General features: G+C 59.4%; 11 protein-coding genes and 4 pseudogenes. 6 read left to right on the top strand and 9 right to left on the bottom strand.

Annotation, left to right across the window (positions count from 1 at the left end):
* Window positions 1-665 precede the first annotated feature (665 nt).
* The 4 genes and pseudogenes from J5274_RS25215 to J5274_RS25200 form a co-directional block, all read right to left on the bottom strand.
* Window positions 666-4,361: pseudogene (locus tag J5274_RS25215) on the bottom strand (beta strand repeat-containing protein); the annotation flags it as partial.
* Between the two features lie 194 nt (window positions 4,362-4,555).
* The gene (locus tag J5274_RS25210) at window positions 4,556-5,992 is read right to left on the bottom strand and encodes a hypothetical protein (RefSeq protein ID WP_257625763.1); all 1,437 of its coding nucleotides are present in this window, start codon (window positions 5,990-5,992) and stop codon (window positions 4,556-4,558) included.
* A 48-nt stretch (window positions 5,993-6,040) separates the two neighbouring features.
* Window positions 6,041-6,499: pseudogene (locus J5274_RS25205) on the bottom strand (DUF4158 domain-containing protein); the annotation flags it as partial.
* Window positions 6,500-6,505: 6 nt separating this feature from the next.
* A complete protein-coding gene (locus J5274_RS25200; RefSeq protein WP_219275721.1) occupies window positions 6,506-7,132 on the bottom strand; it encodes a recombinase family protein in 627 nt (208 codons plus the stop codon).
* Between the two features lie 375 nt (window positions 7,133-7,507).
* Here J5274_RS25200 and J5274_RS25195 point away from each other — a divergent pair.
* Window positions 7,508-8,262 (top strand): annotated as a pseudogene (locus J5274_RS25195) (SDR family NAD(P)-dependent oxidoreductase).
* 145 nt (window positions 8,263-8,407) lie between these two features.
* Here the strand turns inward: J5274_RS25195 and J5274_RS25190 are convergent.
* Both J5274_RS25190 and J5274_RS25185 read right to left on the bottom strand, forming a co-directional pair.
* Complete coding sequence (locus tag J5274_RS25190) at window positions 8,408-8,653, bottom strand: hypothetical protein (protein WP_219275720.1); 246 nt, start codon at window positions 8,651-8,653, stop codon at window positions 8,408-8,410.
* Between the two features lie 65 nt (window positions 8,654-8,718).
* Window positions 8,719-8,904, bottom strand: coding sequence for a hypothetical protein (locus J5274_RS25185; protein ID WP_219275719.1), 186 nt, complete (start codon window positions 8,902-8,904; stop codon window positions 8,719-8,721).
* Between the two features lie 152 nt (window positions 8,905-9,056).
* On the opposite strand from J5274_RS25185, the gene J5274_RS25180 reads away from it, so the two are divergent.
* Window positions 9,057-10,136, top strand: a complete 1,080-nt coding sequence (locus J5274_RS25180; protein ID WP_111223089.1) for an IS630 family transposase — start codon at window positions 9,057-9,059, stop codon at window positions 10,134-10,136.
* Here J5274_RS25180 and J5274_RS25175 read toward each other — a convergent pair.
* The 3 genes from J5274_RS25175 to J5274_RS25165 all read right to left on the bottom strand — a co-directional run bounded on the left by J5274_RS25175 (window position 10,119) and on the right by J5274_RS25165 (window position 11,247).
* The gene (locus J5274_RS25175; RefSeq protein ID WP_219275718.1) at window positions 10,119-10,511 is read right to left on the bottom strand and encodes a hypothetical protein; all 393 of its coding nucleotides are present in this window, start codon (window positions 10,509-10,511) and stop codon (window positions 10,119-10,121) included. The two genes, J5274_RS25180 and J5274_RS25175, sit on opposite strands and share 18 nt — an antisense overlap.
* A gap of 71 nt (window positions 10,512-10,582) precedes the next feature.
* Complete coding sequence (locus J5274_RS25170) at window positions 10,583-11,011, bottom strand: type II toxin-antitoxin system VapC family toxin (protein ID WP_209186127.1); 429 nt, start codon at window positions 11,009-11,011, stop codon at window positions 10,583-10,585.
* On the bottom strand, window positions 11,008-11,247 hold the full coding sequence (locus J5274_RS25165; protein WP_209186126.1) for an Arc family DNA-binding protein: 240 nt from the start codon (window positions 11,245-11,247) through the stop codon (window positions 11,008-11,010). Before J5274_RS25165 ends, J5274_RS25170 begins: the two co-directional genes overlap by 4 nt.
* A 349-nt stretch (window positions 11,248-11,596) precedes the next feature.
* On the opposite strand from J5274_RS25165, the gene J5274_RS25160 reads away from it, so the two are divergent.
* The 4 genes and pseudogenes from J5274_RS25160 (at window position 11,597) to J5274_RS25150 (ending at window position 14,591) form a co-directional block, all read left to right on the top strand.
* Window positions 11,597-12,265 carry an HAD family phosphatase gene (locus J5274_RS25160; RefSeq protein WP_219275717.1) on the top strand — a complete coding sequence of 223 codons (669 nt, stop codon included), beginning with the start codon at window positions 11,597-11,599 and terminating at the stop codon, window positions 12,263-12,265.
* 495 nt (window positions 12,266-12,760) lie between these two features.
* Window positions 12,761-13,185: pseudogene (locus tag J5274_RS29145) on the top strand (integrase); the annotation flags it as partial.
* Between the two features lie 499 nt (window positions 13,186-13,684).
* Window positions 13,685-13,903: a helix-turn-helix transcriptional regulator gene (locus tag J5274_RS29480; protein ID WP_161991015.1), complete on the top strand. Its 219-nt coding sequence runs from the start codon at window positions 13,685-13,687 to the stop codon at window positions 13,901-13,903.
* 442 nt (window positions 13,904-14,345) lie between these two features.
* A complete protein-coding gene (locus J5274_RS25150) occupies window positions 14,346-14,591 on the top strand; it encodes a hypothetical protein (RefSeq protein WP_142832030.1) in 246 nt (81 codons plus the stop codon).
* The last annotated feature ends 866 nt before the right edge of the window (window positions 14,592-15,457 follow it).

Genomic DNA, 15,457 nt, shown 5'->3' with positions numbered 1-15,457 from the left:
ATCGCGTCCTCATCCGTCGGGTCGGTCATATAGTCGTAATGGAAGGAAAGGCCAACCAAGGCCTTTTCGGTGAGGAGATAGTCAGCGCCCAGGTTTAGCATGGCAAAGCGGCCCCACTTGCTGCCATTAATATCCTTGTCGTTATGGGCGAGGAACGCGCCGTCAATCCAGATATTGAACGGCGAGGAATACCCACCGCCGGCGTCCTCATCCGCATCACGCGCTGATTCCATCTGCGCAAGGCTGGTCGAGAAGTTGACCGTCATACCGTTTTCGGATGGCATCATGCGAGCGGTGACCGGATCGGTCGACTGCCCCATCTGTCGGCGTTCAAGAAGGCCCGGAACATAGATCGTCGATGAGATCATGCTTTGGCGACTGCGCACGAAGCCATGCACCAGAGTATCGATGTCGCTGGCGACCTTGGCGGCATCGTAGCCGATATTATAGGTGACGGTTCCGGTGTTGGACGTACCAAGCGCGCTGCTCAGGCGAAAGTTAACTTGCACCCGCCCGGAATAGGCCGGATTAGGAGTAAACTTCAGATACCACCCAAGCGCGGTCGGTGTGCTCGCCTGCGCGAACTCGCCGCGAACGATGGAGAGTGTTCCGGCATTCGCCGGCTCTACGGAGGCAATTTCTGCAGAGACGAACGGGCCGCCCGTCGCGCCGCTTGTGAGGTCGACATTGTTCGGAGTTCCGCCCGCTGGCACAGTCACCACCTTGTCGGTGACGCTGACGGTGCGCTCCTTGACGGTCAGCGTGTATGCCGCGGTCCCGGTGGCACCATTATTATCGCGGACCTGAAGCGTGAATGCATAATCCTTCACCGTCGCCGTTGCGCTAATCGGACCTCTTAGTTCGCCCGTCGAGACGTTCAGCGTCAGCCCATCCGGTAAAATGCCGGACGCAAGGCTATAGATCAGCGGCGTGGCTCCGCCGGTGGCGGAGATCTGCTGGCTATAATCCTCGCCCGCCATGGCTTCAGGGAGCGTGCCTGCAGCCGGCGAGAAGCTGAATGTCACTGCTGGTGCTGCAGCGACCGCAAGCGTGTAAGACGCATTGCCAGTATCGGCCGGGTTGGCACTGTCAGTGACAGTCAGCGCGATGGTGTAATTGCCTGCCGTCGTCGGCATGCCGGTAATCGCTCCGGTGGATGTATTGAGGGTGAGCCCTGCCGGAAGGCCGGTCGCCGAATAGGTATAGGGTGCCGTCCCGTTGGTCACGGTGATCGATTGATTGTAGGCGGTTCCGACCGCTGCCCCCGCTAAGGCCCCCGATGCCGGGGACAGGGCGAGTGTGACCGATGGGGTCGTCACGGATATGGCATAGGTTGCCGATCCAGTAACGGTATTGACGTCGGTCGCAGTGATCGTGAAGTTGTAGTTGCCGTTTGTGGTCGGCGAACCGGTAATGGTGCCGGTCGAGCTATTGAGCGTAAGGCCGGTCGGCAGAGCGCCTGTCGTGACAGAGTAATTGTAGGGAGCCGTACCGCCCGAGGCCGTCAAGGTCTCGCTGTAGGTCACGTTCACCGTTCCGGCCGTCAGCGTCCCGGCTGCAGGCGAGAAGGTGAAGGTTGGAGCCGCCACCGTGATGGTCACCGTCGCAGCCGAGCTCGTGCCGGTTGCGTTGGTTGCCCTATAACTGAAGCTGTCTGATCCAAAATAGCCGGTCGTCGGCGTATAGGTGATCGACGATCCTGATGCGGTTGCCATGCCATGACTGGCCTGGGTTGCGATCGCGACCGATGTGGCAGAGCCGCCACTCAGATTAAGCGTTATCGAGTTGGCCGAGGAGTTGGCCGACACCGTAGCTACGACATTGCCCGCGATCGGGGCCTGTACGCCAATAGCAAGGCTGTAGCTGGCAGATCCCGTGGCGTTGTTAGCGTCGGTCGCAGTGATCGTAAAGTTGAAATTCCCGTTTGTGGTCGGCGTGCCGGAGAGCACGCCCGCAGTCGTCAGGTTTAGCCCAGACGGCAAAGCGCCGGCGGAGATTGCATATGTGTACGGCGTGGTGCCGCCGCTGGTGCCCAGGGTCTGGCTGTAGGCCGCGCCGATGGCGCCTGCCGGTAATGTCGACGGCGTGATGGTCAGCGTCGGTGATATGATGCTCAGGCTGTAGCTCTGGTTCGCCTGCCCGGGGGTGCCGGTGGTGCTGTCGGTCGCGGTCAAGGTGAAACTGAAACTACCGGTCACGGTCGGCGTGCCGCTGAGTGCGCTAGTCGCGCTGTTGACCGTGATTCCAGCCGGCAACGCGCCGGCGCTGATCGCATAGGTGTACGGCGCGATGCCGCCGGTCGCCGGATTGATGGCAGCCGTGTACGGCTGGTTAGCAGTACCGCCCGCGAGGGTAGTGGCCGGCAGGGTAATCGTCGGGCTGGCCACGGCCAGCGTGTAGGCGCGATTGCCGCTGGTGGGGCTGCCGGCGCTGTCGGTCGCCGTCGCGGTGAAGTTGAAGCTGCCGCTGGCGGTGGGCGTGCCGGACAGCACGCCGGCGGGGCTCAAGCTCAACCCGGCCGGCAACGTGCCGGCACTGACCGCGAAGGTGTACGGCGCGGTGCCGCCGCTGGCGCTCAGGGTCTGGCTGTAGGCACTGCCCGCGGTAGCCGCTGGCAGCAATGCCGGCCCGACCGTCACCACCGCGTCGTCGTTGAGGATTGTGCCGGTGCCGGTGGCACGGGCGATGCCGGCGTTGCTGGCACCGGACAGGCCGACACTGAAGGTCTCGCTGGGCTCCACTGCAATGTCGCCATTGACCGTCACCGCCACGCCTTGCGCGGTGGTGCCTGGCGCGAAGGTCAGCGTGCCGGAGCGGCCGACATAGTCATTGCCGGCCGTTGCTGTGCCGTCAGCGGTGGCGTAGTTGACCGAGACGGTCTGCCCGCTGGCTGCGCTCAGGCTCACCGTGAGGGTGGCCGTGCTGGTACCGCTGTTGCCTTCGTTGACGCTGACGTCGTCGATCGACAGCGACGGCACCGCGTCGTCGTTGACGATGGTGCCCACGCCCTGCGCATCGGCCACGCTGGCACCGGAGACGTTGCTGACGTTGACGAAGAAGGTTTCGTTCGGCTCGTTGAGCGGGTCGCCGTTGACCAGCACGGTAAAGGTGGCGCTGCTGCTGCCGGCGGGAATGGTCTGCCCGGTCAGGCTGGACGCGACATAGTCCACGCCCGCTGTTGCGGTGCCGTCGGCGGTGGCGATATCGAAGCTAACGCCACCGGCTCCGGCCGGCTGGCTCAGCGAGACGGTGAAGGTGGAGTTGCTGGTGCCGGCGTTGCCTTCGTTCAACGACACGTCGTTGATCGACAGCGACGGCTGGTCGTCGTTGAGGATGGTGCCGGTGGCGCTGTTTGGGGAGCCCACGCTGTAGCCGCTACCCGCGGCGAGGCTGATCACCACGGTTTCGTCAGGTTCGACGGTGCTGTCGGCGGTCGGATTGATGGTGATGGTACCGCTGGTCTGCCCGGCGGCGATCACCAGCGGCGAACTGACGGCTGCGTAGTCAGTGCCGGAACTCGCGCTGCCGCCAACATTGAAAGCAATCGACACTGCGCTTTGCGCCGCCTGGTTAAGGGAGACGGTGTAGATCAAGTTGGCCGCTCCGTCCTCGGCCACGCTGGACGGAGCCACCGCGATCGACGCGGTGGGCACGTCGTCGTTGAGGATGGTGGCGGTGGCACTGGAAGGGCTGCCGATGCCGTAGCCGGTGCCGCTGGCGACGCTGAAGATCACCGTCTCGTCCGGCTCCACCGTGCTGTCCGCGACCGGGGTGATGGGAAAGCTGGCGGTGGTGGCATTGGCGGGCACCACGACGCTGCTAACAGCGCCGCTGTAGTCGGTGCCGCTGGTCGCGGTCCCGCTCCTGGTCAGGTTCACCGTGGTCGCCGAACTGCTGGTCTGGCTCAGCGTCACCGTGTAGGTGAAGGCCGCGCCGCTGTCTTCGTTTCGGCTGGACGGGCTCACCGCGATGCTCGCCGACCGCGACGGGGTGATGGTGATGTTGACGGTGATGTTGTTGCCGTCTTCGTCTTCCAGCGGAAAGGTGTCGCTGGTGGCCGAATCGCCGTTGTGGGTATAGGTGACGGTCTGCGTGCCCGACCCGCTCTGCGAACTGATCGAGATCGTTCCGTGAGCGGGCTGCACTCCGTTCCAGCCGATGCCGAAATTGTCTGGACCATCGCAGCTGGAAACGTCGATGACCACAGAACCGCCCTGAACCACGGTCGCATTCAAAGTCGGGCATGGCGAGGTGGCCCCGCTCGCAGTCTCGGAAGAGATCATCGCAAAAAACGCAGTCAAGAGGATTGCCGAGATGTGCAGCCTTGCTGCCCACTTTGATAGAAACAACGAAATGTTCATGCGCATGTCCTCAAAGACACTCCGGCGCTTGGGATCCCGCGGATGAGATATCCGATGCATGCCCTAGTTTTATTAGCAGAAAAATGCCATTCTTTGGCCTCGATTTCAATAATCTCAGGTTGTGATCAAAAGACCACAGATTCGCTTCAATGGGAGAACTTCGAATAGTACACACGTACTAACGACACTATCTATCAGCTTATCAGGTTGTCGATTCTGGCGATAATCTGGTGACTTGATTTGCTTGGCCCAACCATGTCATGCGAATCATATCGATCACTTCTTTGCGCTATTGGTCCAACTGCCAGATATGGGTCGGCCATAAGGTCGAACGTAAGTTCGCCATCGGCAAAGCCGGTTCTCGCATGCATTTCCATAATCAGTTCGGGTAGATCGAGCCGAGGCAGACGCGCATCGATCGCGGCGCGCAGCGCGGTGAGGCTAGGCGGGTCCTCGATCTTTTCCAGGCGATCAAGGGACAGGTCTGAGCCTTCCGAGGTATTGATGATGGTGACGGCCGGGTTCAGCGGGACACGATCGGCGGTTTCCCGATAGGCTCGGTCTAGCTGGCTCGACAAACGCCCGAGTTCTTCATCAGCAACGGTGGACACTCCGACGGTGCGGCAGACCGTCGGACGTGCAGCTTCCCATGCCGGACCTAATAGTAGCCCCTTGCGCGGATCGGCATACCGCAGTGAGCGAACCGGAAAGATGTCGCGCCGGCGAATGGCGCGGCGCAGTTCGTCCAGGATGCAGAGCCGATACCCCGTCAGATCGACGGCGCCATCGGCAGTCTTCAGTTGGGTGTGCCATGCCTTTGGCGCAAAGGCTGTTGGTGGTGGGCCGGCGCGCTTGCGACCGGAATGAACCACACGGAGATAATCAATGGCCTCCAGCAAGGGCCGGCCGGTGGGAGCCGCGCCGAGAACGAGGCCCGCGAGCAGTCCCGGCGTATAGGCAATCTTGCGATTGTGCTTCCTGAGTTCGGTAAAGTAGGTGTCGTCGTGAGGTTCCGCGAGGGTGCCGACACGCTCGACGGCCGCGTCAAGCGCCTGCCTGTCGATCAGGTCGAAGATTGCGGTGCGGACTGCATCGTCGGGCGTTTCGGGATCGCGAATGACGATCGCCGCGTCGCGCAACTTCAGTGCCGCTGCATCCAGGTCTCGCAGCGACCGCAATCTTGCCAGCTTGGCAGCCGACGACGCCTCCGACACCATCGATGTCGTGACCGCATCGAACAGATCGATGACATCATCCCCGGCGGATGCTTCGAGTGTTCGAATAAAGGCCAGCAGGGTTGCCGCGCGCCGGTCGGCCGGCAGACGCGAAACGGCTTGAGCCTTTGCAGCGCTGGCGAACCGCGCCAGCGCCGTGACTTTACCCAAGGGCAGCCGATCGAGCGACGGCAGGCCGCTTGCGAGGCTGCGGATCTCTTCCAGACGGCCGAGTGCAAGGCTGATCTCCCGTCCGCTTTGAATGTACGGCCCGTCGCGCAGCCGATCGAGCGGGCTTTGCCGGGCGCCCTCCGGAACAGCGAGCAGGCTATCAAGCCGTTCCCGCTGTTCTGGCGTCATCGCCTCGATCAGCAATCTATGTAGCCGCCTGTTCGCCTGTGTGCGAACCCTTGCCACGGCCCTTTCCAGCACAGACAGACCCGGGAGCAGGACCTTGGCTTCTAGCAGCCATGCGACGGCCCGGTCGAAGAGAGCCGACGGTCGGTCCGATCCCGTTCAGCACAGGGCGTAAAGAAAGCTGTTGAGACGGAACGCGACACCATAATCGGTATAGGTCCGGTAGCCGTAGTGCTGACGAATGCGAGGCGCATGACGCTAGCGCCCTTCGCTGCGGGCATATTCGGCAATCAACTCTTCGGGCTCGGTGAGCGAAAGCTGCCGGGCGGTGAAGCGCAGAGCTGAAACTGGTGCCGCTGTGGGGTCTTCCGGAAAGGTGCCGAGCATGCGTAGCGATCCGAGCTGGACGGCGACGTCTAGACGATTGTGATCCTCGCGATGCACGGCGACGAACGCACGATCGGCGTCATCGAGGTGGAAATAGCGAGCCAATTGGTCCGGGGTAAGCTCGTCGGGAAAACGACCATATTCCCGCGCCTGGCTCTCGCTCAGGTATCCTACCGGCACGGTCTTTTACACCTGTATGCTGTTGTCGCGCTTCGCTCGACGCTTGCTTGCCAGTAGATCACTTGCCCGCTCGCGGGGCTTTCCCTTGGCATCAACGTAGGCATAGAGCGTTGATAACGACACGCCAAGTTCAGCCGCGACATCACGCGCAGCGTTGTCGCGATCTGCCATCATAGCCATGGCCGCCTTCAGCTTCTTCAGTGTCATGACGCGCGGTCGCCCGCCAGCCCGACCTCGGGCACGCGCCGCTGCCAGCCCCGCCATGGTGCGTTCGTGGATGAGATCGCGCTCGAACTCCGCGAGGGTGGCAAAGATGCCGAAGACAAGGCGGCCGGTTGTCGTCGTGGTGTCCACGTCACCGGTCAGGACCTCAGGCCGATCCCTTTCTTCTGAAGGTCGCTGACCAGGCTCGACCACATGGGCGAGCGAGCGGCCGATGCGATCGAGCTTCCACACCACCAGAGCGTCACCAGCCCGCGCAATCTCAAGCGCTTTAGCCAAACCAGGCCGTTCTGTTGCACGTCCCGAGCATACGTCGTCGAAAATCTTCTTACATCCGGCGCGTTCAAGACCGTCGCATTGGAGATCGAGATTCTGCTCGCTGGTCGAAACCCGCATATAACCAATCAGCATCGGCGCTCCCCGTTCCACATTAACTTAGACGGCAGGGAGTTTATCGGCTATAGGTTTCTGCACGGGTATTTATGAAATTCGGAGGTATTCTGGGAGCCATTGCGATCTGCTCCCCATCGTTGCATCAAACCGGGGTTTGTTGCAAAAGCGGTCACCGGCGCGTGGTATCGCTGAGGTCTGCTTATTCTTCTTCAAATCCAGTGCAGAAACCTATAGCCGCTGAAACCCTGTCCACCTTAGATTGTCATATGTGATGAACTCCGGCCGCCCCGCAATGGCCGCAGCCGGTGTTGATGGTACCTGTCAGCGAGCTTGTGAAGGCTTTTCTGTTCCGGTGCTTCTCAGCCCTCTTGCCGCAAAACGGAGAAATATTCTTTGATCCAAACCTTAAAGAGTGCCTCGCCCGTTGCCCTCGTGACTGGTTCCACGTCCGGCATCGGCGCCGCGATAGCCCGCCGGCTATCCAGCGAAGGGTATGCCGTAGTTCTGCATTAGCGCAGTTCTGCTGGAACTGGACTCACGTTAGCCGCTGAATTGGAAAAGCTACGTACATCCGAGCCGATTTGGCCGATGATGCTGACAGGATCAGGCTTGTGCGGGAGGCTGTATCCTGAGGAGATCGGCTTGATGTCCTTGTCAACAATGCCGGCATCAGCCGCGTTATTCCCCATGCCAATCTTATGGACGCCTCGCCTGCCATCTGGAACGAGCTGCATGAGGTCAATGTGGTAGCCCCATTTCGCCTCGTGGCGGAAGCCGAAACCGCTCTAAGAGATGCAGCCCGGCACGGTCGACCTGCCTGTGTCGTCAATGTCAGCTCACACGCTGGCGTCCGGCCCAAGGGTGCATCAATCCCTTATGCCGCATCCAAAGCCGCGTTGAACCACGTGACTCGCCTGCTTGCAGTATCGCTTGCACCGGATATCAGAGTGAATGCCATTGCCCCTGGTTTGGTGGATACGCCTCTGACGGCGGATTGGACCGCTGCTCAACAGCTTTGGCGTGAGCGTTCGCCCATGCGCAGAGCCGCCAGACCGGAGGATATCGCCCAAATCGTCGCTATGCTGGTAGCCTCAGACTACCTGACCGGCGAAATTTTGCTGTCGGATGGCGGGCTGAACCTGACATAGCGCACCATTAGAAATGCATGACAGCGAGCTGGTTTATGTTTTCTGTTCCGTTGCTACTCAGACCCCAAAACCGACAACCTCGGCCGAAGCATCTAGGTCGAACGCCAGTGAGGAACGCAACAAGGGCCGGGCATCCCGGCCCTTTTCATTTCGCCGGCGGCAGCTCGCGCACCACGATGGGGAGGCCGCCGACGTAGTGCAGCAGCTTGCGGCGGCCATCGGGATATTTGCGGATGATGTGGCCGGGCGGCGTGGTCTGCTCGCGGTAGACGATCGACGCACCACCGGCCAGGTGCGCTTTGGCCTCGGCGTCGTTGCTGCGTTCCAGCTCGTGCAGAAAGGCACGCTCTTGATCGGCCGTCATGGTGTCGATCGGGGATCGCTGGTTCATCGCATTTGTCCTCCTGCGTCCTGTAACGCCCGCGTCCAAGCTGCAGTTTTGTCTCGCTTTGCTACCTAGAGCAGATGCGCCGCGAGGCGCAGAATCTCCATCGAGTCTGCGGATGTGGCGTAGTCGATCATGGAGATTTTCTTTCCTATCCCATTGAGGGAAGTGCCGACAACGATTCCTTTTGCACTGTCAATATCGAGCCAGTAGCGGTCATGAAATTCATCCGAAATACTGTCCTTGATCTGGATCATCGGCACCACATTCTGGAAAACGCTGTGCACTGCTTCGCGCTTGTTTGCTCGTGAGCCGTTGGTGATGATCGTGACCCTCTCTAGTGGTTACCGCCTGACATAAGAGTCCTGTATGGGATTCCATTTGCTGGGTTGGCATGCGAGTCTGGCGCATGCGCACAGGAATATCGTTCACCGTTTCGCCAACAGATCACCAACGCCTGATGGCCTTGACCAGGGATCGCAATGCGCCCCAAAAGCACGTCTGGCGGGCCGAGATCATCCTGCTGAGTGCCGATGGCGTCGGAACTGTCGAGATTATGCGCCAGACCGGCAAATCGAAGACCTGCGTATGGCGCTGGCAAGAGCGCTTCGCCACAGAAGGCGTCGAGGGTCTCCTGCGCGACAAGACGCGGCCGTCGCGTATTGTGCGGCTCGGACCCGATGTCGCCGAGCGTGTGGTGGCCCTGACGCTGGCTGATCCGCCGGGCGAGACGACGCACTGGACGGCCGACATGATGGCGACGGCCGCCGGCATCAGCGCCAGCGCAGTCAGGCGTATCTGGAAAGCGCATGGCCTCGCACCTCATCGGTGGCGGCAGTTCAAATTGTCCAACGACCCGAAATTCGTCGACAAGCTGCGAGACGTTGTCGGCCTCTATGTTGATCCGCCAGCCCACGCCGTCGTGTTGTCGGTCGATGAGAAAAGCCAAATCCAGGCGCTCGACCGCACCCAGCCGGGCCTGCCGATGAAGAAGGGTCGGCTCGGCACCATGACCCACGACTACAAGCGGCACGGCACAACCACGCTGTTTGCCGCCCTCAACGTGCTCGACGGCACCGTCATCGGCCGCAACATGCAGCGTCATCGTCATCAGGAGTTCATCCGCTTCCTCAACGCCATTAACGCCCAGGTGCCGGACGACAAGGCCGTCCACGTCATCCTCGACAACTATGCTGCCCACAAGCATCCCAAGGTGAGAGCCTGGCTCGACCGTCACGAGCGTTTCACCTTCCACTTCACTCCGACTTCAAGCTCATGGCTCAACGCGGTGGAGGGTTTCTTCGCCAGGCTGTCGAAGCGGCGTCTGAAACGCGGCGTTTTCCATTCCGTCGTCGATCTCCAGGCCGCCATCAACCGTTTCCTCGTTGAGCACAACAAAAAGCCAAAGCCCTTCACTTGGACCGCCGATCCCGACAAAATCATCGCCGCCGTTAAACGCGGGCACCAAGCGTTAGATTCCATCCACTAGCCGGCTCGCCATCGAGGCCACAATCTTCCCAAGCAGCGTCAAGGACGTTGGATTGTCGTCATAGAAGTATGGATCGATGATAAGCAGGTGCTTCACTCCATCCAACCTCTGCATAATCCCTAGAACGATCGCCTCGATTTGATCGGTGTGAAGCCCCGGATGCATTATCTCGTCGCAAGTTATGGTGTTGTAGAACACCGCCGAAAGGCCGTGTTCTACGATGTGCTTTTGGATTTCTTCTCGAAGAACGTCCAGTGACAGACGATAGACCCCAAAGTCCCGCGCGAGATCACTTTTATAGAATCTGTTGAAGAAGTCTTTGATGTTGTCTCCATCCCTGAGATTCTTCACCCCGATGATGCTCGAATCGATCATGGTCTATCCCCAAATCTTTGCGCCGCACTGTTGCGCGTCATGCCGCCGCTGGATCGGAAGGCGTTAGTTTTTCAGCCATTAGATGCCTCCCACGGATTGATGACAGTCAGGCCGGCGGCCTCGAAAGGGCTGGTGTCGCGGGTGGCGATCATCAGACCATTCGCCTTGGCCGTGGCAGCGATATAGCCGTCTGAATCGCCGATCGCCTTGCCCTTCTTCGCCGCTGCGGCCCGCAGCTCGGCATAAGCCTGGGCGGCGGCTTCATCGAACGGCATGATGCGGCCCCGGAACAAAGGCAGCATCAACCGATCAAGCTTTTCCTGCACGGCTTGTTTCTTCTTGCCGTCAGGATGCACGGCGATGCCGTAGCGCAATTCCGCGAGTGAGATCGCAGCGACGTAGAGGGTTTCGACGGCCTGCGTATCGATCCATGCGGCCACCCGTGGATCGGGTTGCGACTTGAGCGGCTCGGAAATGACGTTGGTATCGAGCAGGATCATTCAAAGCTCACCGGCGGCGACGGGGTGCGGTCTCGCTCGATCGTCAGATCGAAGCCGCCGACTTCCTGGCCTATTTGTGTGAGCAGGCTGCCGAGTTTGACTCGGCCTTCCGGCTTGGCGGCCTGTTCCAGGATGATGCGAATTTCCGCCTCGGCGCTGCGACCGTGCTGAGCAGCGCGCACCCGAAGCGCCCGATGCACTTCGTCGGGCACGTTTCGGATCGTGATAGATGCCATGGTATTGCACCTCCTTTAACTGCTGCGAATGATATCAGTTCTTATATATGCAAGCAAGGCTGCCCCTCCCTGTCGAGACAAAAAAGCCGGCCGGAGCGGGGCAAATCATTGGGTGATGCCCCGGAACGCCGGGGCGCGGGCACTGTAGCTGGTGGCGGCTGAACTGCTCAAAAACCCAATGACCCGTTTTTTGCACATCTGTCCGTTAAACGGTCCTATGACGGACAACGTCGGATCGACCTCGACCAAGGTCGAAAGGTCCAGCTCGCCTTATGCAGGCTTGTTTCGCGGACGCAATCGAGGCAGAAAGATGGTGTCTCTTTCCAAAACCCAGTAAATTGCCGACCAAATGAAGCTTCCAAGATTCCCAGCAGCCGTCGTCTTCAATATGGATGGCCTCATATTCGATACCGAGATTCTTTATCGTGACGCATTGTTTGCAGCCGCAGCCGAAGGCTGCCACGTTATGACAGACGATATCCACCGCCAAATGCTCGGATGTCCCTGGGCAGCCATACGAACACAGATGCTGGAGAACTACGGCGCTCAATTTCCCATAGACGCTTTCCGGGCCTCATGGCTCCGGCACTTTGGTTTGATGGCGGAAGAAGGACTTGCAATCAAAGCCGGCGTTGTTGAATTGCTAGATGAACTGGACCGGCTGAATATTCCTCGCGCGATCGCGACATCTTCGTTTCGGGAGAGCACTGACCATCATCTGGATCGACTTGGAATGAAAAGTCGATTCCATCATATTGTTGCGCACGGTGACTACGCAGCCAGCAAGCCCGCGCCCGATCCGTACCTCAAAGCTGCGCAGCTATTGAAGACAGATCCTCACCTGTGTCACGCCCTAGAGGACTCTGACAACGGGGTTCGCTCGGTGGCTGCGGCTGGCATGATGACTGTCATGGTCCCAGATTTGATGGAGCCGACTGCGGAGATGCGTGATCTCAGTGTCGCCTTCGCGTCCGACCTTCATGGGGTGCGTGCGCTCATCGCCGGAGCAAGGCAGTAGTCTTCAACTTGGCCAAAATCGGAGCTCCGAGCCGATATGGCCATATGGGAGGACAAGCCTGCGCTCGACGATACCGGCTTCCGGCCCCTGCCGTTCTCTATATGATCGGTCTACCGAATAGCTGCGCCCCTTTAGAAACTCACGGTCATCAGAGCACGACGCCAAAGAGCATGGAGGTAAAGGGCGGAAGGGCGAGCAACACCGCTTATTTGAAAAAAGACTACGAAATCTGCCTGAAAAGGGCGTAAGAAATCACATTAAAAAACGCCCGCATACCCCTGCAAACCTTGTTTATCACCGCTAATCAGTAGCAATATCGGACCTTACTTCCGTCAGGAGCTGTTAACCATAACTGCCCTATCACCTCCGATAAGTATCCCTTATCGATGGAGGTGGCTGACTTGAATCGCAAAACAACGAATTAGATACGTGCACTATCGATCGGCGGTCAAGACCATTGATCTGCAGGTTTTATGACCATGCGGTCACCCTCAAATGCTGTCGTCGATCGCCGCGCCTACGAAACTGGACGAACTGTTGACCCACCAGGACATCGAAAAGCTGCGCCACTTGGTCAACGGAGCGTCGGGCATATCAGCTGCGCGCGCTTACCTCCGACCTTGCCTACGGGCCTAGTCGCTGGCCGCGACCGGCGCCTCCCTCCCCTAGTCCGCAACCGACCGAGGCGCTGCTGCTGAAATTCGTCGTCCACCATCTCTGGCTACCCGAACAGCGCGACATCGATCCTCACCTCGCGGTATGCCAGCCGATGACCAGCAAAACCCGCGCTACCAACGGTTCCTTCGATCGTCGGGTCCGACACGGTGCGCCGGCGGCTTGCCAGTTTGTTGACACTGACGAAATGGCGCGTCTTCTCTCCTCCGTCGCAGAAGGCCGCGATACGCCCTGCTGTCCAGGCGACGCCGTGACCAAGGAAACGCAGCCCGGCGTCTTATAGCCAAGCGGTGAAGGCGGCCGGGGGCGCCTTAGTATCGGGCATTGCGACGACTGACCCGGCTTCGGGCAAATTGTCGATTCTCGATCGGAACGAGAGTCACGTCTAGATGAGATCTCAGCCCGATTGCAGTCCGACCGCGCGTAGTCGGCCGCCACCGAAGAGGCGGCGCTGTGACGGTCAGATGCCCAAGCTGGCCGAGATCACCTGCAGGAAATCAGACGGCGTTTCGATATCATACGCCTCTCACGCGAGCGCTGACAGATCGGCTATTAAGATCTTCTTACATTGGCACATCTCGATACATGGCCTGTTCGTCGTCCCAGTGCCGGTGATGATACCAATACACAGGCCTGTTACAGGCGGGCCCGAATTGACGAATTTCTGAAGCCCGGAGAAATCGACGGAAAGGTTGTCGCCACACTTAAGGGGCGCGTGCTGCTAGAAATCTGACCCGCGCCGAGTTGGCCCATTTTTTGGGCTCCGCCCCAGCCGCGTATGGTCAGTGTGAAAATGGCAAAACGGAACTGACCGCAACGCCCATAATACAGATTTACGAAGTTCTTGGTATTTTGCCCGACTACCTACTTTTCAATGCCGCTTCGGACCTATGGCGCGACGATCCAGGCCAGATGCATAGGTGCCGTCACATGCGCAGCTGGCGCAGCCGTTGCCCCGCCTGAAAGCCTCGAGACCCGTCGCCACTGCGCTGGAGGTGTCAAGCGCGCTCTATGCCCGGTAGGCCTCGCGCGTTCCCGCTCTACGCGGTCGCGCCGCTCGCGAAGCTCAAGAAATAGGTCTCTAGCAGAATATTTGCCGCGTCCCTATTTCTCTGGTCATTTTGACGCTCAAGAGCCAGGAAGCGCTGATCGTAGCCAGAGAAAACGCGATTGAGCTCCGCACGCGTCACCTCGGCAGTTGGGTAGATAAGACCAAGCCGTCGGGTGCCTGCGGTTCTCATAGCTACGCTAGGTACGCCACTTAAGCGCCTGCTGGGGGACCATGGACGTGACGACCGTCGATAGGCTTTGCTTGGTATTGGATGCTTCAATGCAAGCGACTCCGCGAACAGGGGTTGGGTTGTCCTTGATCGGCTGCAGCGCGAGATAGGCTAGGACGTCAGGAATGGTGATTGCCACGGCGCTGAATCCGATGAGCAGCGGCCATTGCGTTCGAGAGCCGCCCCTGAAGTCATCGGTTGGGCCGCGCAGCTATGACGCGATGTCGATGAAACTTTCGCCGCATCTGCACATCGATACCGGCAATCGCCCTCGGGTGGTTATCAACCCGCTCCGAGATCTGGACATAACGAGCGTCTTCGTTCATTCCCGCCATCTGACTGCTTCCTGCCGATGTTTTAATTTCCGATGAATGAACTTCTGCTGTGCCAGTCTATTGCTACACGTAGATATGAAACGAAAACCATGCTGCATAGTTGGCGACTAGGGATCAGATTTTTAGTGCACCAGCGGATTTCTACGACATTTTACGAATACCGAGAGCTCAGCGCCTAAGGCATCATCTCCACGCGTCTATCACGGCTTCGGGGTCGCGGCGCAGGCTCAGGCCTCGGCCGGTGTAAGTTGGAAACAGCGCCGGCCGGAAACCCGTAGAACCTCACTCATAACTTGGTACGGATTGAAGTTTATTCGCCAGGCCATCAGCCACCAGTTCGATCGGATTTCGTTGGCGACTGTGAACCTAATCGACCTTCCGTGAGCATGCCGGCCGACTTGAGCAACGACTTACGCCGTCAGGCCGAACGGGCTTCTAGATAAGATTGCTTATCATTTGTCACTGGCGACTCACGTTTCGACTTACTCAACTGTCAGCGGAGTTTATTGCACCTTTCCTATCATTTGTATGGATGTGCGGCGGGCGACCGATGCCCCGAAGGCGCGGCCTGAGAAGTCCGACAAGGCGGACGCGCAAGCACTGGCCGAGATGTTGGCGAGCGGCTGGTATTCTATATGGAAGACCATGGAAAGTCATCGGCTAAAGGCCTTGTTGGGCGCGCGAGCGACTCGTCAACGTCAAGCGCCAGCTTTATAGGCAAGTTCGTGGGCTGCTGCGACCGTTCGGCATCAAAAATTCGGCTTGAGCCGGAGGTAAGCAATTCGATGGGAGGTGCGATCTTCCTGCACCGACATGATGGTCTTTATATCGGGATTGCGGCACTTTTTGATACGCTCGCAGGGCTTCGGTGGAATTGGCCCGCCTGGATAAGAAGGTGCGGC

The organism is Rhizobium sp. L51/94, assembly GCF_019355555.1.
Taxonomy (GTDB): Bacteria; Pseudomonadota; Alphaproteobacteria; order Rhizobiales; family Rhizobiaceae; genus Rhizobium; species Rhizobium rhododendri.
Note: the sequence above shows the minus strand (reverse complement) of the source record. Positions and strands in the feature narration are given on the sequence as shown.

What these genes read in the sequence shown, in the direction of transcription:
- J5274_RS25200 (WP_219275721.1), bottom strand. Translation starts at nt 7,132, where the DNA reads ATGCTGATTGGTTATATGCGGGTTTCGACCAGCGAGCAGAATCTCGAT.
- J5274_RS25190 (WP_219275720.1), bottom strand. Translation starts at nt 8,653, where the DNA reads ATGAACCAGCGATCCCCGATCGACACCATGACGGCCGATCAAGAGCGT.
- J5274_RS25185 (WP_219275719.1), bottom strand. Translation starts at nt 8,904, where the DNA reads ATGATCCAGATCAAGGACAGTATTTCGGATGAATTTCATGACCGCTAC.
- J5274_RS25180 (WP_111223089.1), top strand. Translation starts at nt 9,057, where the DNA reads ATGCGCACAGGAATATCGTTCACCGTTTCGCCAACAGATCACCAACGC.
- J5274_RS25175 (WP_219275718.1), bottom strand. Translation starts at nt 10,511, where the DNA reads ATGATCGATTCGAGCATCATCGGGGTGAAGAATCTCAGGGATGGAGAC.
- J5274_RS25170 (WP_209186127.1), bottom strand. Translation starts at nt 11,011, where the DNA reads ATGATCCTGCTCGATACCAACGTCATTTCCGAGCCGCTCAAGTCGCAA.
- J5274_RS25165 (WP_209186126.1), bottom strand. Translation starts at nt 11,247, where the DNA reads ATGGCATCTATCACGATCCGAAACGTGCCCGACGAAGTGCATCGGGCG.
- J5274_RS25160 (WP_219275717.1), top strand. Translation starts at nt 11,597, where the DNA reads ATGAAGCTTCCAAGATTCCCAGCAGCCGTCGTCTTCAATATGGATGGC.
- J5274_RS25150 (WP_142832030.1), top strand. Translation starts at nt 14,346, where the DNA reads ATGGTGATTGCCACGGCGCTGAATCCGATGAGCAGCGGCCATTGCGTT.